Annotated in this window: 24 protein-coding genes and 1 riboswitch; of the genes, 1 reads left to right on the top strand and 23 read right to left on the bottom strand. The window is 46.7% G+C overall.

Annotated elements, in window-relative coordinates:
- Positions 1–88: 88 nt before the first annotated feature.
- The 16 genes from FHS17_RS01130 to FHS17_RS01055 all read right to left on the bottom strand — a co-directional run bounded on the left by FHS17_RS01130 (position 89) and on the right by FHS17_RS01055 (position 14,230).
- Positions 89–778 carry a DUF2953 domain-containing protein gene (locus FHS17_RS01130; protein ID WP_167272884.1) on the bottom strand — a complete coding sequence of 230 codons (690 nt, stop codon included), beginning with the start codon at positions 776–778 and terminating at the stop codon, positions 89–91.
- Positions 779–873: 95 nt separating this feature from the next.
- Positions 874–1,179, bottom strand: coding sequence for a hypothetical protein (locus tag FHS17_RS01125; protein ID WP_167272881.1), 306 nt, complete (start codon positions 1,177–1,179; stop codon positions 874–876).
- A 107-nt stretch (positions 1,180–1,286) separates the two neighbouring features.
- A complete protein-coding gene (locus FHS17_RS01120) occupies positions 1,287–2,129 on the bottom strand; it encodes a MetQ/NlpA family ABC transporter substrate-binding protein (protein WP_167272877.1) in 843 nt (280 codons plus the stop codon).
- A gap of 45 nt (positions 2,130–2,174) precedes the next feature.
- Positions 2,175–2,849 (bottom strand): methionine ABC transporter permease, encoded by a 675-nt coding sequence (locus tag FHS17_RS01115; protein ID WP_415639833.1) that lies wholly within the window; start codon positions 2,847–2,849, stop codon positions 2,175–2,177.
- Positions 2,849–3,853 carry a methionine ABC transporter ATP-binding protein gene (locus FHS17_RS01110; protein WP_167276271.1) on the bottom strand — a complete coding sequence of 335 codons (1,005 nt, stop codon included), beginning with the start codon at positions 3,851–3,853 and terminating at the stop codon, positions 2,849–2,851. The genes FHS17_RS01115 and FHS17_RS01110 overlap by 1 nt, the downstream gene beginning before the upstream one ends.
- 212 nt (positions 3,854–4,065) lie before the next feature.
- Positions 4,066–4,686, bottom strand: coding sequence for an SMC-Scp complex subunit ScpB (scpB, locus tag FHS17_RS01105; protein ID WP_167272873.1), 621 nt, complete (start codon positions 4,684–4,686; stop codon positions 4,066–4,068).
- On the bottom strand, positions 4,655–5,434 hold the full coding sequence (locus tag FHS17_RS01100) for a segregation/condensation protein A (RefSeq protein WP_167272869.1): 780 nt from the start codon (positions 5,432–5,434) through the stop codon (positions 4,655–4,657). Before FHS17_RS01100 ends, scpB begins: the two co-directional genes overlap by 32 nt.
- 77 nt (positions 5,435–5,511) lie before the next feature.
- Positions 5,512–5,982, bottom strand: a complete 471-nt coding sequence (gene ribH, locus FHS17_RS01095; protein ID WP_167272865.1) for a 6,7-dimethyl-8-ribityllumazine synthase — start codon at positions 5,980–5,982, stop codon at positions 5,512–5,514.
- A gap of 49 nt (positions 5,983–6,031) precedes the next feature.
- Positions 6,032–7,213 carry a bifunctional 3,4-dihydroxy-2-butanone-4-phosphate synthase/GTP cyclohydrolase II gene (locus FHS17_RS01090; protein ID WP_167272861.1) on the bottom strand — a complete coding sequence of 394 codons (1,182 nt, stop codon included), beginning with the start codon at positions 7,211–7,213 and terminating at the stop codon, positions 6,032–6,034.
- Positions 7,214–7,244: 31 nt separating this feature from the next.
- A complete protein-coding gene (gene ribE, locus FHS17_RS01085) occupies positions 7,245–7,919 on the bottom strand; it encodes a riboflavin synthase (protein ID WP_167272856.1) in 675 nt (224 codons plus the stop codon).
- Between the two features lie 15 nt (positions 7,920–7,934).
- Complete coding sequence (gene ribD, locus FHS17_RS01080) at positions 7,935–9,041, bottom strand: bifunctional diaminohydroxyphosphoribosylaminopyrimidine deaminase/5-amino-6-(5-phosphoribosylamino)uracil reductase RibD (protein WP_167272853.1); 1,107 nt, start codon at positions 9,039–9,041, stop codon at positions 7,935–7,937.
- A 253-nt stretch (positions 9,042–9,294) separates the two neighbouring features.
- A riboswitch (FMN riboswitch) is annotated at positions 9,295–9,501 on the bottom strand.
- Positions 9,502–9,534: 33 nt separating this feature from the next.
- On the bottom strand, positions 9,535–9,966 hold the full coding sequence (locus FHS17_RS01075) for a peptidylprolyl isomerase (RefSeq protein WP_167272849.1): 432 nt from the start codon (positions 9,964–9,966) through the stop codon (positions 9,535–9,537).
- A gap of 54 nt (positions 9,967–10,020) precedes the next feature.
- Positions 10,021–11,349 carry a diaminopimelate decarboxylase gene (gene lysA, locus FHS17_RS01070; RefSeq protein WP_167272845.1) on the bottom strand — a complete coding sequence of 443 codons (1,329 nt, stop codon included), beginning with the start codon at positions 11,347–11,349 and terminating at the stop codon, positions 10,021–10,023.
- A 137-nt stretch (positions 11,350–11,486) separates the two neighbouring features.
- Complete coding sequence (locus FHS17_RS01065) at positions 11,487–13,136, bottom strand: spore germination protein (protein WP_415639828.1); 1,650 nt, start codon at positions 13,134–13,136, stop codon at positions 11,487–11,489.
- Between the two features lie 22 nt (positions 13,137–13,158).
- The gene (locus FHS17_RS01060; protein WP_167272842.1) at positions 13,159–13,590 is read right to left on the bottom strand and encodes a stage V sporulation protein AB; all 432 of its coding nucleotides are present in this window, start codon (positions 13,588–13,590) and stop codon (positions 13,159–13,161) included.
- Positions 13,580–14,230 carry a stage V sporulation protein AA gene (locus FHS17_RS01055; RefSeq protein WP_167272837.1) on the bottom strand — a complete coding sequence of 217 codons (651 nt, stop codon included), beginning with the start codon at positions 14,228–14,230 and terminating at the stop codon, positions 13,580–13,582. Before FHS17_RS01055 ends, FHS17_RS01060 begins: the two co-directional genes overlap by 11 nt.
- A gap of 166 nt (positions 14,231–14,396) precedes the next feature.
- Here FHS17_RS01055 and FHS17_RS01050 point away from each other — a divergent pair, with 166 nt between their 5' ends.
- Positions 14,397–14,927, top strand: a complete 531-nt coding sequence (locus tag FHS17_RS01050; RefSeq protein ID WP_167276266.1) for a DNA topology modulation protein — start codon at positions 14,397–14,399, stop codon at positions 14,925–14,927.
- A gap of 94 nt (positions 14,928–15,021) precedes the next feature.
- On the opposite strand, the gene FHS17_RS01045 is transcribed toward FHS17_RS01050, so the two are convergent.
- The 7 genes from FHS17_RS01045 to FHS17_RS01015 form a co-directional block, all read right to left on the bottom strand.
- Positions 15,022–15,711 (bottom strand): hypothetical protein, encoded by a 690-nt coding sequence (locus tag FHS17_RS01045; RefSeq protein ID WP_167272833.1) that lies wholly within the window; start codon positions 15,709–15,711, stop codon positions 15,022–15,024.
- Between the two features lie 32 nt (positions 15,712–15,743).
- Positions 15,744–16,361 (bottom strand): hypothetical protein, encoded by a 618-nt coding sequence (locus tag FHS17_RS01040; RefSeq protein ID WP_167272830.1) that lies wholly within the window; start codon positions 16,359–16,361, stop codon positions 15,744–15,746.
- Positions 16,362–16,645: 284 nt separating this feature from the next.
- Positions 16,646–17,401, bottom strand: a complete 756-nt coding sequence (gene sigF, locus FHS17_RS01035) for an RNA polymerase sporulation sigma factor SigF (protein ID WP_167272826.1) — start codon at positions 17,399–17,401, stop codon at positions 16,646–16,648.
- 19 nt (positions 17,402–17,420) lie between these two features.
- Entirely contained in the window at positions 17,421–17,864 is a 444-nt protein-coding gene (gene spoIIAB / locus FHS17_RS01030; RefSeq protein WP_167272823.1) for an anti-sigma F factor, read from the bottom strand.
- Positions 17,864–18,217 (bottom strand): anti-sigma F factor antagonist, encoded by a 354-nt coding sequence (spoIIAA, locus tag FHS17_RS01025; RefSeq protein ID WP_167272818.1) that lies wholly within the window; start codon positions 18,215–18,217, stop codon positions 17,864–17,866. The genes spoIIAB and spoIIAA overlap by 1 nt, the downstream gene beginning before the upstream one ends.
- Before the next feature lie 124 nt (positions 18,218–18,341).
- A complete protein-coding gene (locus tag FHS17_RS01020) occupies positions 18,342–19,553 on the bottom strand; it encodes a D-alanyl-D-alanine carboxypeptidase family protein (protein WP_167272815.1) in 1,212 nt (403 codons plus the stop codon).
- Positions 19,554–19,808: 255 nt separating this feature from the next.
- Positions 19,809–21,137 carry a pyrimidine-nucleoside phosphorylase gene (locus tag FHS17_RS01015; RefSeq protein WP_167272813.1) on the bottom strand — a complete coding sequence of 443 codons (1,329 nt, stop codon included), beginning with the start codon at positions 21,135–21,137 and terminating at the stop codon, positions 19,809–19,811.
- Between the last annotated feature and the right edge of the window lie 24 nt (positions 21,138–21,161).

The raw sequence follows: 21,161 nt of genomic DNA, 5'->3' as shown, positions 1-21,161 counted from the left end.
TGCGTTATGGATGAGGACTCGCCTACGCTTTTGTATTCTGCTCATCACAGCGCTCGACTATGTATGGAACCAAAAGTCATCTCGGATCTTAAGCCTTAAACAGCAGAGTTCGCCAAGCCTGTACACCTTCTTTTGCTTTCTTCAAGCGTACAAGTAGTTGGATTCCAGCCATAATGGCATTCCCAAACCCAATTTTGGCGACGCAGGACCATTCCGTTGTAAAACAAGGCTGCGCATATACAGGTTTAACATCGACCTTTGGCTCCGCTTTTAGTTTGACGAATTGTGACAATACACCTAATGTAGTTGTTTTCACTGACCACAATGCTCCAGTTGCCATAGCTGTCCACATCGCATCACCTGTACCAACAGAGCTTGACCATTTCCATTCTTCCAGCTTGACCTTCGCTAAAGTTCCTTTTGCCCATTTCGATAAATTATTCGTTAGCGCTGCAGCACGTTTAAACTTATCAATTCCCGCCATCACACGGTCTTTATCGATCTCATCATTCTTCTCATCCTTATTGCTCATACCAATGCTTGTACCCATCAAATGCTCATGCAAACGGATTGCTTTGCCGCTGAAATCAACCGAACCGATCTTCATCTTATAACGCAGTAAACCAAAGATCGCTTTGAACTTGATCTCGATATCGTCATTATCTCCATCTCGTTTCATATGTCCTTGAATGACTACTGGTGATACCAAGGCAATGAGCAGAAAAAGCACAATGATGAGACCGGCTGCTAGTACCCATAAATACGGATAACCGATCATGCCATGCTTCCTCCAACTTTCCGAAAACTAGGTTACCTGTAGTATGGCTTGATGATCTGATTTCATGCAAAAAAAACCTCTTAGGAGCAATGCTCCTAAGAGGTTATAGCCGGCAAGATATAAATGATGAGGATTGCGAAAATAGCTGAGCCGGCCATCACACGGGCATAGGTTTTTGGCAGCTTTTCCGTTGTTTGAAACAGCCAATTAAACCTCGGAGCAAACCAGTTACGAAATACAATAAAGATAATGATTAAATTGGCTATTCCTATAATAGACCACCCCCAAGGGAGCTGATCATTTATACCCGCAAACAAGCTGCTCTCTAACATCCCAAGAAGCACAAGGGAAAAACATAAATAGATGATACTGATGATCCATTCCAGTGCAAATCTGAACATTTTAAATAACCCCCTTCCTTATTTTCCCTTATCATTTCATTTTAAAGGAAAATTTCTCATTAAAAAAGACCGCTCCGAAGTACGGAAGCAGTCTGTGACCTTAAAGATTATTCAAAAGCCGGCAAAATTGCACCTTTATAAGTGTCTTCAATGAATTTTTTCACATCTGGAGTTTGAAGAGCTGCAGCCAAAGCTTTGATCGCTTCGGAATCCTTGTTGTCCGGACGAGCAACGAGAATGTTCACGTAAGGAGAATCGCTGCTTTCGATGAAGAGCGCATCCTCTGTCGGAACAAGATCCGCTTCAAGCGCGAAGTTCGAATTGATCAGATCAAGATCCACTTCACCAAGAACACGCGGAAGAGTAGCCGCTTCTACTTCTGTAATTTTCAGTTTCTTCGGATTTTCTGTAATGTCATGTACAGTAGCTGCAACACCTACGCCGTCCTTCAGTGTAATCAGCTTGTTAGCGGCAAGCAATTGCAAGGCGCGTCCACCGTTGGTAGCATCGTTTGGAATAGCCACTTTAGCGCCATCCTTTAATTCATCAATACTTTTGATTTTTTGTGAATAAGCGCCCATTGGCTCAAAGTGAACACCTGCGACATTAACAAGGTCATAGCCATGTTCTTTATTAAAATCATCAAGAAAAGGGACATGCTGGTAGAAGTTTGCGTCCAGCTGTTTTTCATGTAACTGCGTATTCGGTTGAATATAATCGTTGAATTCAACAACCTCAAGATTAATGCCTTTTTCTTTCAAAGCAGGCTTGATGAAATTAAGAATTTCAGCATGAGGTACCGGTGAAGCACCAACCTTTAATGTTACTTCCTTCACTTCATTGTTACCCGCCGCCGCATTGTTGTTCGTATTCTCATCTTTCTTGGCGCCGCATGCGGACAATGCGATAACAACCGCAAGTGCAAGCAGAATAAAACTGAATTTCTTCATTTTCTTTTCCTCCATCATCTGTATGTTGCTTCTATGTTGTCCACCTTACTTCCGGCTGAAACGGCGAACCAAATGATCGCCAGCCATCTGCAGGAGTTGAACCAAAATAATAAGCAGTGCAACCGTAACAATCATTACACTGGTCTGGAATCTTTGATAGCCATATCGGAGGGCCAAGTCACCAAGACCGCCCCCGCCGATTACACCTGACATTGCTGTATAGGAAACAAGTGTTACCGCCGTAATGGTAATACCTGCGAGCAGCCCTGGTCTTGCTTCAAGGAGCAGCACCCGTCTTACAATATCCCATCTGGATGCTCCCATCGCCTGTGCAGCCTCAATTACACCACGATCCACCTCGCGCAGCGAGGTCTCTACCAATCGGGCGAAGAACGGTGCAGCCGCCACAACAAGCGGCGGAATAGAGCCCTGCACACCTAACGTCGTGCCTGTCAGAGCCTTCGTCACTGGCATGATGAGAATCATCAGAATAATGAACGGAACCGATCGAAGTACGTTAACCACTAGAGACAGCACCGCATATACAACTGGCTGTTCAAGCAGCTGCCTTTTAGAGGTCAGGAACAATACAACTCCGATAAGCAGACCAAGAATAATTGTAAAAAGCAGCGATGCGCCTAACATCGTCAGCGTGTCCTTCGATGCTTGCCATACTTCCTCCCAGCGGACCTCGCTCCAATCAATGTCTTGTTTCATCATCATTTCAAATCACCTACTTCCAGCCCTTTGCCCCGAAGCTCGTCAAACACCTTGTTAATCTCGGCGTCTGCACCAATAAATTCGATAACAAGCTGTCCGTAAGGCGTATTCTTCATCCGCGATACCGTTCCTTGCAAAATGGTAAATTGAACGGAAGTTGATTTCACCGCGTTGAATAACAGCGGCTCGTACGTAATCTCGCCAACATAATTAATTTTAACGAGACGGCCGCTCCTTGTGTTGATGAGCTCACGTGGATCAAATGAATCCGCGATTTGGCTGACGAAATCCTTTGTAATGGCATGCTGCGGTTTCAAAAAGACCTCCACAACGTCGCCCATCTCGACGATTTCACCCCCATCAATAACCGCAACACGGTCACAGATGGAACGGATAACGTGCATCTCATGTGTGATAAGCAATATCGTTATGCCAAGCTTCGCATTAATATCGAGAAGCAGTGACAAGATAGCATTCGTTGTTTGTGGATCCAATGCTGAGGTAGCCTCGTCACAAAGAAGCACATCTGGGTTGTTCGCAAGCGCTCTTGCGATCCCAACGCGCTGCTTTTGCCCGCCTGAGAGCTGGGCCGGGAACTTATCCGCATGCTGCTCAAGCCCTACCAGCTTCAGCAGCTCATCCACCCGCTTCTTGATCTCTGCTCTTGGCAGCTTAGCCAGCTCGAGTGGGAATGAGATATTATCGCGGACAGTCGCCATTGACAGCAGATTAAAATGCTGAAAAATCATGCCAATTCTGCGGCGTTCCTTCTGCAGCTGATTCGTCGATAAACGAGTCAGCTCTACTTCGCCTACCTTAACCGACCCGGAAGTCGGCCGCTCCAGCAAATTAACGCATCGGAGCAGCGTGCTTTTACCCGCTCCGGAATGTCCAATAATGCCGAAAATCTCGCCTTTTTGTATTGTTAGACTTATATCTTTAACAGCTTCAACTGCGCCTTTACCATTACCGTAAGATTTTTTTATATTTAAAAGCTCAATCAGTGGTATAACCTCCTGCCATTATGCCATTTCTGCTAGAATCCCCTGTTACACCTTGTTCATGCTAAATAAAGAACAACGGCCATTATAAACAACTTTAGCCCTTGTTGTCACTAGATAATAAAGTAAAAAAGTCCGTTATCCCATTGTGACGGGAAATAACGGACCAAACGTTCACCATTTTGACCATTTTGTTGAATGACCTAATGAAACCCTTATTCCTTATCCGCATCAACCGGAATGAACTCGTCGAGCGTCGTTTGACGTTCCCCAAGCCGTTCGAACAGCATCTGCGTTTGTTCTTCCAGCGCCTCGTCAATATCAACCTGTCTTGGCTCTGGTAATGCCTTAATATGGGGTAATCCAAAATAATCCAAGAATGATTTCGTTGTACCGTATAAAATCGGTCTGCCGATCGCTTCCGCACGGCCTACCTCTTCGATTAAATCTTTCGAGACGAGTGATTGAATAGCTCTGTCGCTCTTAACCCCTCGAATCTCTTCAATATCGATACGGGTAATCGGCTGACGGTATGCGACTATCGACAAAGTCTCAAGCGCAGCTTGTGATAACTGGGAACGTGTTGGCGTATAGGCCATACGTTCAAAGTACGCCGCATGATCCGGGTTGGTTGTCATCCGGTAAGCACCGGCCACCTCTGCCACTTGAACACCGCGTTCTTCACGTGCAAGATCGCGATGCAAGTCGTACACAAGATCCGCTGCGAGATCTGCGTCCAGTTCCAATATATCGGCAAGCTGACGTTTGTTCAGTCCTTCGTCGCCAGCCATAAATAATAAGCCCTCAATAATCGACTTCAATTTCGGGTAATCCATCGTTCGCCGCTTCTCCTCTCCAATGAATGACGATGTCATCAAACAGCTGATGCTGGAAGCAGCGAATATGTTTCATCTTCATCAGTTCCAGAATGGCCAGGAAAGTGACCACAATCTCATGCTTGCCCATATTCTCGCGGATCAGACGGGAGAATCGTACGGTCTCAAACTGCTTCAGGACCTCTACAATATCCCGAATTCTGTCTTTAACCGAGATCTCGTCCCGCTGGACGGTTGCCACAATATTGCGGCGTGCGGCTTTGCGCAGCGCCCGCTGGAATGCGACAATCAGATCGGAAATATGCAAGCCCTCAAGCGGATTAATGACCTCTTCTTTCATATATGGTGTCATATCATCCGGCTCGCGGGAAAAAATAAGACTGCGTTCCATTTCCTTCTCCCGAAGCTGTTCTGCAATTTGCTTGAATTTACGATATTCGACCAGCTTCTGAATAAGCTCGTCCCTTGGGTCAAGCCCATCATCCGGCCATTCTTCATAGAAGTCTTCAAATACGGGAGGCTTAGGAAGCAGCTGATTGCTCTTGATGGCAAGCAAAGTAGCCGCCATAACAAGAAACTCACTTGTGAGCTCCAGCTCCAGTTCCTTCATCGCATTCAAATACTCCATATATTGATCTGTTATTTCACTAATCGAAACCTCATGAATGTCGATTTCTGACTTATCAATCAGATGAAGCAGCAAATCGAGTGGTCCTTCAAAGGATTCCAACTTGTAATGCATCGTCACTTCTTACGATCCCCCTGCCATGCGCAAACGGCTGACGTCCTATAACAAGTAACGACAGCATAATTTGAGCTATTACTCTAATTATGCAGTAATTTCGACAAATTTGCCATCTCTATTGCAGAAACAGCTGCTTCATATCCTTTATTTCCTGCTTTTGTACCTGCACGTTCAATGGCTTGCTCAATGGAATCCACCGTAAGAACACCAAAAATGGTAGGAATGCCTGTTTTGAGTGCGATAGCAGCTACACCTTTAGCAGCCTCATTACACACAAAGTCGAAATGTGGAGTTGATCCACGGATAACAGCGCCAAGGGTAATAACAGCGTCGTATTTGCCGCTCTCAGCCATTTTTTGCGCGATCAATGGAATTTCGAATGCGCCTGGTACCCAAGCAATATCTACATTGCTGTCTTCTGCACCGTGACGCTTGAAAGCGTCAAGTGCTCCACCCAGCAATTTACCAGAGATAAATTCATTGAAACGACCAACTACTACACCAAATTTCAAACCTTCTGCAATAACATTTCCTTCGAATACGTTTGGCATGATAAAGCCTCCTATAAATTATGTTTGTATATATTTGTCGTCCGAGTTACTAACGATTGTTGCTTGTGTTATCTTCCATTTGGATCGGCACGCGCTCTACAATTTCGATACCATGGCCTTCGAGTCCTTTGATTTTGCGCGGATTATTCGAGAGAAGACGCAGCTTTCTAACACCAAGCTCCCTCAGAATTTGAGCGCCAATTCCGTAGTCACGCAGATCAGAAGGAGATCCAAGTCTATGTTTCGCATCCACAATACCCTGCCCCTGATCTTGAGAAGCATACATCTTCAACTTATTCACAAGCCCATTCGCAACGGCTTCTTGACGCATGTACAGCAGAACGCCAACACCTTCAGCATCGATCTGCTTAAGAGCGGATTCGAGCTTAGAGCCACATTGACAACGACGGGAATGGAAGACATCGCCCATCAAGCATTCTGAGTGAACACGTACTAGAACGGGCTTAGCGGGATCGATCTGCCCTTTCACGAAAGCGACATGCTCATTGCCGTCTACCTGATTAGAGAAAGCAATCGCACGGAAATCGCCAAAGTCAGTTGGCATTTGTACTTCCACAATACGATCAACAAGCTTTTCCTTCGCATTACGGTAAGCAATCATTCCTTGAATGGTGATCAGCTTCAAATCATGTTTCTCTTTGAAAGTAATCAAATCAGGCAGACGAGCCATCGTACCGTCTTCTTTGATGATCTCACAGATAACAGCAGCTGGTTCAGAGCCGCAAAGACGTGCAAGATCAATACCTGCTTCCGTATGGCCAGCACGGCGAATGACTCCTCCATCTCTTGCAACCAGCGGAAAAATATGCCCTGGCTTACGGAAATCAGTTGCTTTTGTCGCTGGATCAATAAGGGCTTTGACCGTTTGGGAGCGTTCAAAGGCCGAGATCCCTGTCGTTGTGGAGACATGGTCCACGGAGACAGTAAAGGCTGTACCATGATAGTCCGTATTATGCTGAACCATCGGCGGCAGATCAAGCTGTTCTGCACGTTCCTGAGTAATTGGTACGCAGACCAAACCACGTGCTTCTGTAATCATGAAATTAATTACCTCTGGTGATGCTGTCTCCGCAAGGGCAATCAAATCCCCTTCATTCTCACGGTCTTCATCATCAACTACGATGATCGGCTTGCCAGCTTTCAAATCTTCTAATGCAGATTCAATGGAATCGAAGATTTCTTCTTGAAGCTCAAGTTCTTGTCTGTTCATTAATTTCCCTCCCTGCTATCCAATCTTTCTTTTATAGAAATCCATTATCACTCAGAAAAGCAACACTCAGCTTTGATTCCGTCCGGCTTGATGCTTTGCCTGTTTCCTTAGCCGGCTTGAAATGCAGCAGGTGATCGACATATTTGCCAATGACATCACATTCTATATTGACCGATTCACCGGCTTTTTTGTTCTGCAGGGCTGTCTGTGCAAGGGTATGCGGGATGACGGATACGGAAAACCCATTCGCATTTGTACCAACAACCGTTAAGCTAATGCCGTCAATCGTAATCGAGCCTTTCGGAATGACATATCGAAGCATGTCATCATCTGCAAGACGAATAGCGAATACAACCGCGTTCGCATCTGTCTCACGGCCGGTAATAACACCGGTTCCGTCCACATGCCCTTGGACGATATGCCCGCCGAATCGGCCTCCAGCGAGCATTGCCCGCTCAAGATTTACAGATTGACCAGGACGAAGCTGCTGCAAGTTCGACTTCCGGTATGTCTCAGGCATTACATCCGCATCAAAGGAAGTGCGATCAAATGCGATAACGGTTAAACATACACCGTTCACAGCAATACTATCCCCAAGCGCCACGCCTTCCGTCACATGGGATGCTTCCACGGTAAGCACCATCGCTTCTCCTTGCTTTTTAACCCGTCTTAATGTGCCAACTTCCTCAATCAGGCCGGTAAACACGGGCACTCCCCCATTCTATTCATTGCCGTAAGCGGGATATCCGGAAATACAAATATCTTCGCCGGCCATCTCGACTTTCACGTTCTCCAGTTCAATCGCCTGCGCCATCTTCTCATATCCGGCGAAAGTGAAAGTTCCAGGGGATTCGATGCCGCCGATAATTTTCGTTGCCATATAAATCATTATTTTATCGATTAATCCCGCTTCCAGCATAGCGCCATTCAATTTGCCGCCGCCTTCAAGCAGAATCGATCCGATCTCGAGCTCGCCCAGCTTACGCATCGCTTCGGCTAGATCAACCTGCTGACCATTGCCGCAGCGGATGACTTCGACACCAGCAGCAATCAAAGCTTCCTCTCTGGATTGCTCTGCCTGTTCCGATGTGAGGACAATGGTTCTGGTCAATCCGTCTGTCACCACTCTGGCATTCAGCGGAAGACGAAGCTGGCTGTCTACGATAATTCGAATTGGGTGGATGGCTGGAACTGCCGATCTCGTCGTCAATTGTGGATCATCAGCAAGCAAAGTGCCAATCCCCACCATGATTGCTTCATGCTGGTGACGCAGCGTATGTACCTGCTCGCGCGCTGCTGAACCCGTAATCCAACGACTGTCACCTGTTCGGGATGCAATCTTCCCATCCAGCGTGCTGGCTGTCTTAAGCGTAACGAATGGAAGGCGGGTCGTAATGTATTTATTGAACTTCTCGTTCATATTGCGGGATTGTTCTTCCAGGAGGCCAACTTCAACCTCAATCCCTTCTTCGCGAAGGCGAGTAATACCTCGTCCCGCTACTTGCGGATTAGGGTCTGTCGTTGCGACTACAACCCGGGCTGCCTTGGCATTAATGATGCGTTCACAGCATGGCGGAGTCTTCCCGAAGTGGCTGCATGGCTCCAGCGTAACATAGACCGTAGCCCCTTCCGCTTCATCTCCAGCCATTTGCAAGGCATGAACCTCTGCATGGCCTGTTCCCCGCTTCAAGTGGGTGCCAATACCAATGATCCGCCCTTCTTTTACTACAACACATCCAACCACCGGATTAATACCGGTTTGCCCTGAGGCTTTAGCGGCCATCTCAATCGCAAGACTCATATAATAAGAATCATTTAAAATCTCCATAAATGCAAAAACACCCCCATTAGCCAGCTTAGCCAACGGGGGTGGGAAAATATCATTCGAAGATAACAAAAATAAGCTATTCAAGCGTAAACGGCTGCGCCGTCCATAGGAGGTGCAGTAAACGTTCCGCCTGTGAAATATAACACAGTATCAATAAGCCTATACTTTTTTATATTTCAAACAAACCTATTACTCCCTTGTGAAAATAAGCACAAGAAAAGAAATAAGCATGTCAGCGTATTCGTATCGAATGTGTCCCCTTCTCCCATCCAGACTATACTGTCGGTCCCGGATTTGCACCAGGTCCACCGTTCCGTCCCTGACAATGCGAGGAATCGCTCTTGTCATGGATGGCCCGGGTCACGGACTGACGAGAAAGCGCCGCACGCTGGTAAACCAGTTGTGCAGGCGCCGCTCGATCACCGCCGGTTGGGAATTTCACCCCGCCCCGAAGGTAAGCCACAATAACTATAATTTTGTTAGTATCTTAACACTAAGCTTCGTAAACTTCAACCTTTTGCATTTTGTCGCGTCCTTTGAACGCGTCAACATGCTCCATACCTTTTGTAACTTTACCAAAAACAGTATGTTGGCCGTCAAGATGCGGCTGTGGTTGGTAACAGATGTAGAATTGGCTTCCGCCTGTGTTGCGGCCGGCATGTGCCATTGCGAGTGTACCACGCTCATGCTTGTTCGGGTTGATCTCACAGTTGATTGTGTAGCCTGGACCACCAGTGCCTGTACCGTTAGGGCAGCCGCCTTGTGCAACGAAGCCAGGAATAACGCGGTGGAATACCAGACCGTTATAATAACCTTCGTTTACAAGCTTTTCGAAGTTTTCTACTGTTTTTGGTGCATCTTGGTCGAACAGATCAAGAATAACCTCTGCACCGTTCTCAAGTGTGATTTTTGCTTGTTTAGCCATTTCTAACATCTACCTTTCTTTGTCCGAATAAGACTACGTTACCAAATTTCGCCCTTACTTAGCAAGCGATTTGCGAAGTCTTGCCGGAATAACGTCATTGCCCACAATATTTTCAAGGGATTCACGTTGTACAACGAGGTCCGATTGACCGTCTTTTACGAATACAACTGCTGGACGGCGGAAACGGTTGTAGTTGCTCGCCATAGCGTAGTTGTAAGCACCAGTACAGAACACAGCGAGCAGGTCGCCTGTCTCTGCTTTTGGCAGCTCAAGGTCAATGATCAGCTTATCGCCGCTCTCGCAAGCTTTACCAGCGATTGTAACCGTCTCAACATTTTCTTCATTCGCGCGGTTAGCCAGAATCGCTTCGTAACGGGATTGATACAGGGCAGGACGCGGGTTATCCATCATACCGCCATCGACTGCAACATATTTGCGAACGCCTGGAATTTCTTTCATTGTGCCCACTGTGTACAGTGTTGTACCAGCATCGCCTACGATACTGCGGCCTGGCTCAACCCAGATCTCAGGAAGCGGGAAGTTTGCAGCTGTGAAGTTCGTAATGATCGCGTCCGTAATTGCACCAACATATTGCGCTACTGGAAGCGGTGTATCGCCTTCCACGTAACGAATGCCGAAGCCGCCGCCAAGGTTGATAACTTGGAAAGTGTGGCCAAGCTCATTACGGATTTCAACAGCAAATGCAGCTACTTTGTCAACTGCCATGCGGAAGCCGTCTACTTCAAAGATTTGGGAACCGATGTGGGAATGAACGCCCAGAATCTCGATGTTCGAAAGCTCAAGCGCTTCTCTGATCGCTTCTTTCGCTGCGCCGTTGCCAAGGTCGAAGCCAAACTTCGAATCTTGTTGGCCAGTCGAAATATATTCATGCGTATGTGCTTCTACGCCTGGTGTAATGCGGAACAGGATTTTCACTTTTTTGCCTTTGTCAGCAGCAAGTGCATTCAGCAAACGGAGCTCTACGAAGTTATCGACAACAAAACAGCCGATGTTCGCGTCAAGCGCCATGTTGATTTCGTCAGGCGTTTTGTTGTTGCCATGGAAGTGAATACGTGCAGCCGGGAAGCCTGCTTGCAGAGCGGTGTAAAGCTCACCGTCGGAAACAACGTCAAGCGACAATCCTTCTTGCTCAGCAATTGCGCACATTGCCATAACAGAGAATGCTTTGCTTGCGTAAGCTACTTGGAATTTAAGGCCGGAAGCCTTGAATGCTGTAACATATTCGTTAGCGCGTTGACGAACAAGCGCCTCGTCAACAATATACAGCGGAGTGCCGTACTCTTGCGCCAATCCTGTTACGTCTACTCCGCCAATTTCCAAATGCCCTTCGGCATTAATTTTGCTTGTGCCATGTAAATACATAAATCATTTCCCCCTTGGATTTCGACTACCATTACACGATAGAAGTTAATTACGATTTGCACCAATAGACACAGTATATCGTAATCTATCCTTGAGAGAAATGGATAAAATAACATTTCATTTGTATTTCTTAGCCTCTATTCAGACCTTGGCATTTTGTCGCTTTGCTGCGGCCGAAGCAGATTAGGACGAGACCGGTTTTTAAGCACCGGCTTCCTTACAATGATGTTCCACATTGCCCGGTAATCGAATGGAATAAACGGCCACATATAGGGACGATTGAATGAGCGCTGCATGCACAGCATCATGAGAATCGCCGTTGTTGCCACAACAAAACCAGGTGCATGGAAGATCGATACGGCTAATATCAGCACAAGACGCACAATGCGATTGGCCAGCCCAAGCTCATAGCTTGGCGTTGCGAACATCCCAACAGCTGCAATCGCCATATAGAGGACAACCTCATTGATGAACAGCCCGGTCTTGACGGCTATATCTCCAACCATAATGGCTGCAACGAGAGAGACTGCAGTAGCGAGTGTGGACGGCGTATGCACTGAGGCTAGCCGCATAAGGTCGACGCCGACTTCTACGATTAAGAACTGGACTATAAGCGGCAGTTTGCCGATCTTCTCCGGCCCAAGGAATTCAAGTGCCTGAGGCTTCAGCTCTGGATGAATGACAAACAAGAGCCATAGCGGAAGCAGGAACAGAGAGGAGAATATGCCAAGAAATCTAACCCAGCGCAGATAGGTGCCGATAAACGGTGTCTGGCGGTTCTCCTCTGCATGTTGAACCAGGTCGAAGAAGGTTGTCGGTAAGATCATTGCACTTGGTGATGTATCCACAAACACAACGACATTACCTTCGAGCAAATGAGCAGCTACAACGTCAGGCCGCTCCGAATAACGGACAAGCGGGAACGGATTCCAGCCACGCTGCACCGTTGCTTCTTCCAGCTGTTTATCGGCGAGTGGCAAGCCGTCAATATGGACCAGCTCGATTTTATCCTTAATCGATTTGACCAGTTCCGGATCAGCCAAGTCATTAATATAGGCAATACAAACATCGGATTGTGTCCGTTCCCCTACCCTGACGAGTTCATAACGAAGCTGCGGATCACGCAAACGTCTGCGAACGAGGGAAATGTTCATCATCATCGTTTCGACAAAGCCATCACGGCTGCCGCGTACGACACGTTCAAGCGTTGGCTCCTCCGGATTACGTGCCGGGAAAGCTTTGGCATCAATAATAATGACTTCTGATTCTTTATCAATAAACATAGCCGTTGAGCCGGATAACACGAAGGTAAGCATCTCATTCCATTTTTCCTTTTTCTCGGCCTGCGCGGCGGGCACATAATGATTCAGGAAGGAATGGAAAGCATCACTGGATATCTCATCTTGCTGTAAATAAGTAAGGCGTTTCAAGATCTCGGTTAATATTGTATCTTTGGCTAATCCGTTCATATAGAAAAAGGCAACACGTCTCTCGCCAAACGTCATTTCCCGCACAACGATGTCAAAGCTTACTTTATAACCAACTTCATTCTCCAATCGCTTATAGACTTCATCCAGGCTGTCAGGGATGACATCATTCTTGCCATTCTCCTTGGTCTCAGATTTGCGAGTGCGGCTTGGCTCCCTCGTCAATTCAAAAGCAGGAGTAGGGATCGCTATTCCCTGCTCTTTATTCTTTTGTTCACTTGGTATGTACATATACGGGGGTTCCCCGTTTGAGTGCTCCCGATCTTTATCTCGATCTTTTTCCCGATCTGTCACTGCCATCTACCTCCACGCCTTTTGATCATTACCATTGGAAATACAGCCAATCAAATAAAGAGCCTAACGTTTTGCCAAGTACCATCGCCATCACAAGACCAACCAGATAATCAGACAAATTCATACGTTTGGCGAGGATTGGCAGCACGTTCATCACTTCCGTTAACGCCCCTGCCAGCATTCCAACAAAAATACCAGACATTAGTCCGGCGATCGTCAAGATCAGAGCCTTTGGCAGGCTAAGCCGCCAATCCATGAAATCAGCGAATGTCCAGTACATAGAGCCGCAAATAACAGCTGATTCGAACCAAATAGACATCCGGTACGCGTATGCGATTTGGGCGATCCGTGGGATGAGGTCAAGTACGATTAGGAAGGCGACCAATCCGCTGCCGACCGCAAGTCCCCCTGACAAGCCAAGGAGCACGATGAAGAGATGCATAAGCCAGTCACCCATCATCCTCGCTCCGTTCACCGTGCTGATTGTTTTTTTTGCGCATCTCATCGGCGATGACATAGGCATTCACATTTTCTTGATAGGCATAGAGCTCGACCTCTAACGGATTTGGTTCCTCGTTGAACCTTTTACGGAAGAGATGGTTGAAGAACAAAATCATGCCTAGCCCGATTCCAAGCGAGTACGGGATCTGGAACCACAGCGGATGATCAGACCGTTTGCCGGTCAACAGCTCCACAATGCGGATATGCACTTCCTTCATGCTAACGTCGGTATGGAAATTCATAATCGCAAGTCCAGCTCCAAAAAAGAGCAGCAGCCAAGCGAACAAAAGCACCACGATCCGGGGCTTCTGCGGCTTAGGCGAAATCATAATCAACACTTGAGGATCTCCGTAAGCCTCAACGGACAACGACGGGACCACCTCCCGTATGACACGTACGATCTGAAGCAAATCAATAACGACGCGATTGCCGTCACCCTTGTGATGACGGTACAGCACCAGTTCATTTAACTCCTGCTCCAACTCATCCGTAGGTGCCAGCAGACGCGATACCTGTCCAAGTGTCACACTTCGCTCCGGCCGGATATTTACTTTTTTCTTAAGACGAAGATAGAGGGCGGATGGCTGAGCTGCTTCCATCTGTCATCATTCCTTTGTTTCCCATAGGGTTTACTTCCTTGTTAGTATGAGAAAAGGAGTAAACGGATAGTCATTCTTGTAAAGGTAAAATATGCAAACTTTCCACAAGGAAATAAACACATCGAATGGAATTATAAGAGATGCGTTATTATCCAAAGGAGATCACATCATGAAAATCGCCATTATTGGCTCAGGTGGTGCGGGTAAATCTACGTTTGCCAGGAAGCTTGGACAGGATTTAAACCAAAAGGTATATCATCTAGATGCTCTGTTCTGGAAACCAAATTGGGCTTTGGTGCCAAGAGTTGAACAAATTAATGTCCAAAATGACTTAGTGAAACAGAAGGACTGGATCATTGATGGCAATTACGCTGCTACAATTGACATCAGATTACATGCGGCGGAAACCATTATCTTTTTAGATTATCCTAGGGTGATTTGCCTCTACCGTGCAATTAAGAGAACAATCCAGTATCGGAAACAATCACGTCCAGATATGGGGGAAGGCTGCGAGGAAAGATTCGATCTTACATTTTTGAAATGGATTTGGGAATATCCGAGGAAAAAGAGACCCGAGACCATGAGCAAACTGAAGCAACTGTCTGGTGAGAAGCAGATCGTGATTTTGAAATCACCTAGAGAGGCTAGGCGCTATTTAGAGGCTGTTAGTAAATCGGGAACACTGCCAAGGGAATAAACGTTTGAAAATAGACCAAATGGCCAGAGGATCATCCTTTTCAAGATGACTCACTTGGCCATTTGGTCTGTTTTGAAGAGTGTATGTGTAGGATTTAACTAGTTAAGCAAACACTTTCGGAATTGTGTGGATCCGTAAACGTTGTGCTGGCAATAAGTTTATGATCGGCGTTACTTGCATCAATCTTAAAGGGTGCAGTTGCTGACGCTGGCAGAACAACATACCATAGTTTCTCCTCTGCCCCAATAGGAATCAGCTTGGCATCATAGGTTGCTGCATTATCGCCGTCGAAAGTAACCGTAACATTATCTACATTCGAGTCCATCACCTGTCCAACCAAGATAGGAAATGGTCCATGTAAACCTTTAGATCTCGGCATACTCATATAATCAAATGCAACATCGGAATCTGTACCATTAGATATGCTATATCCACCGCCCCACACCCATTTCCATCCGAGCCATGTATGGTGAACAATCTCGATTTGCAGATCGGAACCTTCCTTGTTCTCATTATTTTTATAGAAAAGAATAGCTCCTCCGTCTATCTTCTCCTGATGAATGACTTGATTATTTGTAATTCCCCTAAACTTTTGTACCGCATCATCAGGAGTTTTTCCTACTGGAATTTGCATAATCCAATTATTCCCAATGGCGCGTGAAAACCTCCAGTCTGCGATCCCTCCAGGACTATCATAAGCATAGACCGCAACAACAAATAGGACAAGAACAGCTAATACTGACGTACAAATCCCTAACCATCTTGTTCGTATTTTCCCGTTCATAACTGCAATCCCCCTGATGTACTTATCGAAAATCAATGGTTTACCTCTTCCTTCTCAATCGCTAGATTCTTATAATGTTGTATCAAATGGTAGATATCTATCTTCCACACCCCATCTTCTTTTTGCAGACCTAAAGCCATGGAATGCGCACTGGTTTCTAAACTTACAGTTATCAATACGGCTACTTTATTCTCCTTGGCTGTACTCTCATCTACTTTGATAGAATCATAGTATCTGTAATGCATAGCTGTTTCAGAATCATATGTCATTGCATATTTAAAATAATCGTCATGAAAGGTATTCGAGTCCGGAAGTTGTCCCCCATTGTAGGTAATCTGATAAAGCAAATCAGGGTCTCCTATTGAAATACAGTACATATACACCAGCATCATGTCCTCAGGGGTAAACTGATTAAGCTCGCTTAAGTCCCTATCCCCTATAAACCGAGTAAATCCTTCCTGCTTATCTGAAGACAGTTGTTTAAGATAAGAGAACTTTTCAGCTTGGTCCTGAGCTTGAGCGGGAGTGTCAGTACTAACAGCAGCAACTGGAGTTACTGCGGTGTACTCATCCTTAGGCATTTCCTTACTATAGATTAACAACAAAATAATAAAAGGTAATAGGATAATAATTAAACCAGATTTCTTCAATGTCTCACTCCTCTGCAATCCAATATTTCAAATCCATATTACCACATTCTGGAATTCGTGCACATCTAACATAATACCTATACCTTTTTCATTGCATTGCTGAACTGCTTTTGTTACGAATAATTATCGAAACAAAAAAGACCAAATGGCCTTACGAACATCTGTAAAGATGGTTCGTTTGGTCATTTGGTCTTTTTCGTCCTGCGCGATTTGTCGCTTTCTACGAAGAACAACTCGGTATTACTGGGCAATTTGTTCTCGTATTTACGAAGAACAAATTGCTATTATTGCGCAATCTGTTCTCGTATAACCTGCAAAATTTTCTTCTCCAACCTCGACACCTGAACCTGGGAAATCCCCAGGCGGCTGGCGACCTCTGATTGCGTTTTATCACGGTAATAACGTAAGTATACGATAAGCCGTTCGCGCTCACTTAGTCCTTCGATTGCTTCTAACAAAGCCAGCTTATCGAACCAGCGCTCCTGGGAATCGTCGGCGATTTGGTCCATCAACGTGATGGGATCGCCGTCATTTTCGAATACGGTCTCGTGAATGGAAGTTGGAGGTTTGTTCGCTTCCTGAGCGAATACAACATCCTCCGGCGTTATGCCAAGCCGATCCGCTACTTCGCTTACCGTTGGCAGGCGACCAAGCGTTTTGGATAACTCATCCTTCATCTTCCGTACCTTATTCGCGGTTTCCTTCAGTGAACGACTTACCTTCAGCGTACCATCATCACGCAGAAAACGCTGGATCTCCCCGATAATCATTGGCACCGCATAAGTAGAGAATTTCACATCATAGGATAGATCGAACTTATCGACAGACTTCAGTAAGCCGATACAGCCAATTTGAAACAAATCTTCCGGTTCGTAACCGCGGTTAATGAACCGCTGAACGACGGACCAGACTAACCTGATATTACACTGCACAAGCGTATCTCTTGCTAATGTATCGCCTGACTGGCTTAACGCAATAAGACGCTTAACTTCCGCATCATCCAAATACGGCTGAGCCGTTTGCTTCAAATCGACATCCATGAGGTTCAACCCCTATGCGCTAGTTATACAGCGCTTTTTTCGATTCAATACGCTTTAGCATTGCTACCCGCGTACCCTGGCCCAGCGCACTTGTAACTTCAAAACGGTCCATGAAATTTTCCATAATCGTAAAGCCCATACCCGAACGTTCGAGCTCCGGCTTCGAGGTATAGAGCGGCTGACGAGCCAGGTCGAGATCCTCAATGCCTCGGCCATTATCGCTAATCGAGATCGACACAACATCTCCGTCAATGGAAGCCTCAATGTTCACTTTTCCAGCAGGATCACTGTCGTAGCCATGAATAATCGCGTTCGTAACGGCCTCAGACACCGCGGTCTTCAGGTCGTTCAGCTCCTCAAGAGTCGGATCAAGCTGTGACACAAACGAGGCTACAGTAATACGGGCAAAAGCCTCATTCTCCGACCGGGCGCTAAAGGTTAACGTCATTTCGTTGCGTCCCATTACGAGACCACCTCCAGACTAGAAATCGCCATTCTCTCGTTGTCGTAGATGCTCATTATTTTAAACAAGCCCGACATTTCAAACAGGCGGTAGACACTAGGGTTCACATCACAGACGACCATCTTGCCGCCTTTACTGCGAACCTGCTTATATCTGCCCAAAATGACGCCTAATCCGGAGCTGTCCATAAACTGCAGATCCTTCAGGCTGAGTATAATGTGACGACTATCGCCTCGCATGATCTCCGCTTCCATCTTGTTGCGGACAATGTCCGCCGTATGATGATCTAGCTCTCCACGGAGACGAACAATCAATACATTACGATAATGCTCCAGTTCTGCTTGCAAACTCATTGTCGCCGTTCAACTCCTTTAAGCTTCGCTATTGGATCGATCTACGATTTCTCCATCCATCGCGATGTTTCCTGCACGGCGACAAAACTAGAAGCAGAGCGCTAGAACCCGACAAAATACGCTACTAGAATAACCCTCCGAAGGACCGTTTGAGCATCATCCACCAGCCTGCTTTGCCAATTGACTGAGGAGCATCGACCGGGAACTCCTTCACAATTTGATCACCCTGATAGACGACCAGCTTGCCGATTGATTGTCCAATCGCAACTGGTGCTTTAAGTGGTTGATCGATCTGCAGCTCGTAACGGATATCCTTCGTAGCAGCACCTTTTTTGAGCAAAATGCTATATGGATGCTTCGCAACCAATGGCAATTCTCTCACAGCGCCTTTTTCGATTTTCACCGTTCCCATCGTGTCGCCTTCTTTAAAGATCGGGTGCGTCATATACTGGGCGAATGTGAAATCGAGCATTTGCGATACTTCGGCATTTCTTGTTTTGGTATTCGGCTCGCCCATAACGACGGCAATAACACGCAGATTGTCGCGTTTGGCAGTTGCGGTTAGGCAGAACTTGGCTTCATTCGTGAAACCTGTTTTCAGCCCGTCTGCTCCGCTGTAGAAGCGTACAAGCTTATTGGTGTTTACAAGCCAGAATGGTTTCTCTGACGACTTGCGCAAATAATCCTGATACATACCGGTGTATTTCGTAATCTCGGAATGCTTAAGAAGCTCCCGAGACATCACGGCAATATCATTTGCGGATGTGTAGTGATCTGACGCAGGCAACCCATTACAGTTGGCGAAATGGGTGTTCTGGAGACCCAACTGCTGTGCCTTCTCATTCATCATGGCGACGAACTGCTGCTCGGTACCTGCCAGCTTCTCAGCCATTGCAACAGATGCATCATTACCAGAAGCAAGCGCGATGCCTTTTAACATTTCATCGACGGACATTTCTTCGCCTGGCTCGAGAAAGATTTGTGAACCGCCCATCGAAGCAGCGTACTCACTAGTTGGCACTTTGTCGGTCAGCTTGAGTTTTCCGTCGTCCAGCGCTTCCATGATCAGCAGCAGAGTCATCACCTTCGTAATGCTGGCTGGGGGAAGCTTGACGTTGCTGTCTTTCTCGAAAATGATGGTTCCGCTGTCAGCGTCCATTAAAACCGCCGAACGTGCAGAGGGTGCTAGATCAAGCGATGCGGCTTGCTGCTGACCTGGAGCGGAAGGTACTGGCTCCTTAGCAATAACGTTGTCATTAGCATAAGCAGCAGCTGGCATTGCAACGAGAGCGAATGCAGCGAATAGAATAAACAGCTTCGTACAAACTTTTTTCATGAGCAGGTCTCCTCCAAGATGATGCGGTACATGTCGTTAGCTTCTAACACCGCAATTGGGCTATATTGTCTTCTCCAGTCTTGACCTCTTTCATGAAAAATATTCCACGCGATAGATGTCGGTTTTTGTTACGTCTGACAGGCAGTTCGCTGAGTCGTCAAACTCCTTCATCCTTCAGGGCTTATATCAAGCTCTAGTGTAATAAACAACAAAAAACCGCCTCACTCCGTGGAGTAAGGCGGTTTAATTCAAATTCTAGTAACGTACCGTTCCTTCAGCTGTCACGACAGACAGCAGCAGAGGACGTTCCTCCGGCTTGTCAGTCGATATGGTGTAGGCATCCCGAACCTTCGCTGCTACCTCTTCCAGAGTGGAATCATTAGCGCGGGTATGCAGTACAGCCAGCGTATCCCCTTCACTAACTGAATCGCCAACCTTTTTGCGAATGATAATCCCTACGGAGTAATCAATTGACGCTTCCTTCGTAGCTCGTCCCGCTCCAAGGAGCATCGCCGCAATACCAAGCTGCTCGGCGTGAATAGAAGCAATGTAGCCTGCACCAGCCGCTTTCACTTCCACCTGCTCTGCCGCTTGTGGCAAGAGCTCAACATCATCGGCCACCGAAGCGTCGCCGCCTTGTGCTGCAATAAACTGCTTGAACTTGGAGAGTGCCTCTCCACTATCCAATTGCCGCTGCAACAAGGCTTTTGCCTCGGAAAAATCCTTCGCCTTACCGCCAAGCACAACCATATGCGCGCCTAACGTTAAACATAATTCAGTCAGATCAGCAGGACCTTTGCCCTGTAAAGTTTCTATAGCTTCTCGAACCTCAAGTGCATTACCAATGGCAAAACCAAGCGGCTGGTCCATATCACTAATAACAGCTGCCGTTTGTCGACCGACCTGTGTGCCGATCTCAACCATCGCTTGTGCTAATTGTTCCGAATCCTCAATCGTCTTCATAAAAGCGCCGCTGCCTGTCTTCACGTCCAGCACAATGGCATCTGCGCCAGCAGCAATCTTCTTGCTCATCACTGAGCTTGCAATTAGAGGTATCGATTCGACGGTAGCTGTCACATCCCGCAGAGCATACAGCTTTTTGTCGGCTGGCGCCAAATTACCGCTTTGCCCAATAACCGAAATTCCGAGCTCATTCACCTGTTCGAGGAATTTCTCCCTGGACAGCTCGGTTTGAAATCCTGCAATCGATTCCAATTTGTCGATTGTACCGCCTGTATGACCTAAGCCTCTTCCCGACATCTTGGCAACCGGGACTCCTGCAGATGCTACCAGCGGTGCAATGATAAGAGTTGTCTTATCTCCTACGCCGCCTGTGCTATGCTTATCTACCTTTACGCCTGCAATCGGAGCCAGGTCTACCTGATCTCCCGAATTCGCCATGGCAAGCGTAAGCGCTGCAGTCTCTGCTGGAGTCATTCCACGATAAAAGACTGCCATCGCCCAAGCTGACATTTGATAATCCGGAATACCGCCCTCGCAATAGCCATCCACCAGAAACGTCAATTCTTTTGCAGTCAGCTCACCGCCGTCCCGCTTCTTTTGTATAAGATCTACTGCACGCATGTTATCCACTCCGTTTCGGCCTGC

It is taken from the genome of Paenibacillus lupini (genome assembly GCF_011761355.1).
Lineage (GTDB): Bacteria > Bacillota > Bacilli > Paenibacillales > Paenibacillaceae > Pristimantibacillus > Pristimantibacillus lupini.
This window is presented reverse-complemented; position numbering and strand designations above follow the sequence as displayed.

What these genes read in the sequence shown, in the direction of transcription:
- FHS17_RS01130 (WP_167272884.1), bottom strand. Translation starts at nt 778, where the DNA reads ATGATCGGTTATCCGTATTTATGGGTACTAGCAGCCGGTCTCATCATT.
- FHS17_RS01125 (WP_167272881.1), bottom strand. Translation starts at nt 1,179, where the DNA reads ATGTTCAGATTTGCACTGGAATGGATCATCAGTATCATCTATTTATGT.
- FHS17_RS01120 (WP_167272877.1), bottom strand. Translation starts at nt 2,129, where the DNA reads ATGAAGAAATTCAGTTTTATTCTGCTTGCACTTGCGGTTGTTATCGCA.
- FHS17_RS01115 (WP_415639833.1), bottom strand. Translation starts at nt 2,849, where the DNA reads ATGATGAAACAAGACATTGATTGGAGCGAGGTCCGCTGGGAGGAAGTA.
- scpB (WP_167272873.1), bottom strand. Translation starts at nt 4,686, where the DNA reads ATGGATTACCCGAAATTGAAGTCGATTATTGAGGGCTTATTATTTATG.
- ribH (WP_167272865.1), bottom strand. Translation starts at nt 5,982, where the DNA reads ATGCCAAACGTATTCGAAGGAAATGTTATTGCAGAAGGTTTGAAATTT.
- FHS17_RS01090 (WP_167272861.1), bottom strand. Translation starts at nt 7,213, where the DNA reads ATGAACAGACAAGAACTTGAGCTTCAAGAAGAAATCTTCGATTCCATT.
- ribD (WP_167272853.1), bottom strand. Translation starts at nt 9,041, where the DNA reads ATGGAGATTTTAAATGATTCTTATTATATGAGTCTTGCGATTGAGATG.
- FHS17_RS01075 (WP_167272849.1), bottom strand. Translation starts at nt 9,966, where the DNA reads ATGGCTAAACAAGCAAAAATCACACTTGAGAACGGTGCAGAGGTTATT.
- lysA (WP_167272845.1), bottom strand. Translation starts at nt 11,349, where the DNA reads ATGTATTTACATGGCACAAGCAAAATTAATGCCGAAGGGCATTTGGAA.
- FHS17_RS01065 (WP_415639828.1), bottom strand. Translation starts at nt 13,136, where the DNA reads ATGGCAGTGACAGATCGGGAAAAAGATCGAGATAAAGATCGGGAGCAC.
- FHS17_RS01060 (WP_167272842.1), bottom strand. Translation starts at nt 13,590, where the DNA reads ATGATGGGTGACTGGCTTATGCATCTCTTCATCGTGCTCCTTGGCTTG.
- FHS17_RS01055 (WP_167272837.1), bottom strand. Translation starts at nt 14,230, where the DNA reads ATGGAAGCAGCTCAGCCATCCGCCCTCTATCTTCGTCTTAAGAAAAAA.
- FHS17_RS01045 (WP_167272833.1), bottom strand. Translation starts at nt 15,711, where the DNA reads ATGAACGGGAAAATACGAACAAGATGGTTAGGGATTTGTACGTCAGTA.
- sigF (WP_167272826.1), bottom strand. Translation starts at nt 17,401, where the DNA reads ATGGATGTCGATTTGAAGCAAACGGCTCAGCCGTATTTGGATGATGCG.
- spoIIAB (WP_167272823.1), bottom strand. Translation starts at nt 17,864, where the DNA reads ATGGGACGCAACGAAATGACGTTAACCTTTAGCGCCCGGTCGGAGAAT.
- spoIIAA (WP_167272818.1), bottom strand. Translation starts at nt 18,217, where the DNA reads ATGAGTTTGCAAGCAGAACTGGAGCATTATCGTAATGTATTGATTGTT.
- FHS17_RS01020 (WP_167272815.1), bottom strand. Translation starts at nt 19,553, where the DNA reads ATGAAAAAAGTTTGTACGAAGCTGTTTATTCTATTCGCTGCATTCGCT.
- FHS17_RS01015 (WP_167272813.1), bottom strand. Translation starts at nt 21,137, where the DNA reads ATGCGTGCAGTAGATCTTATACAAAAGAAGCGGGACGGCGGTGAGCTG.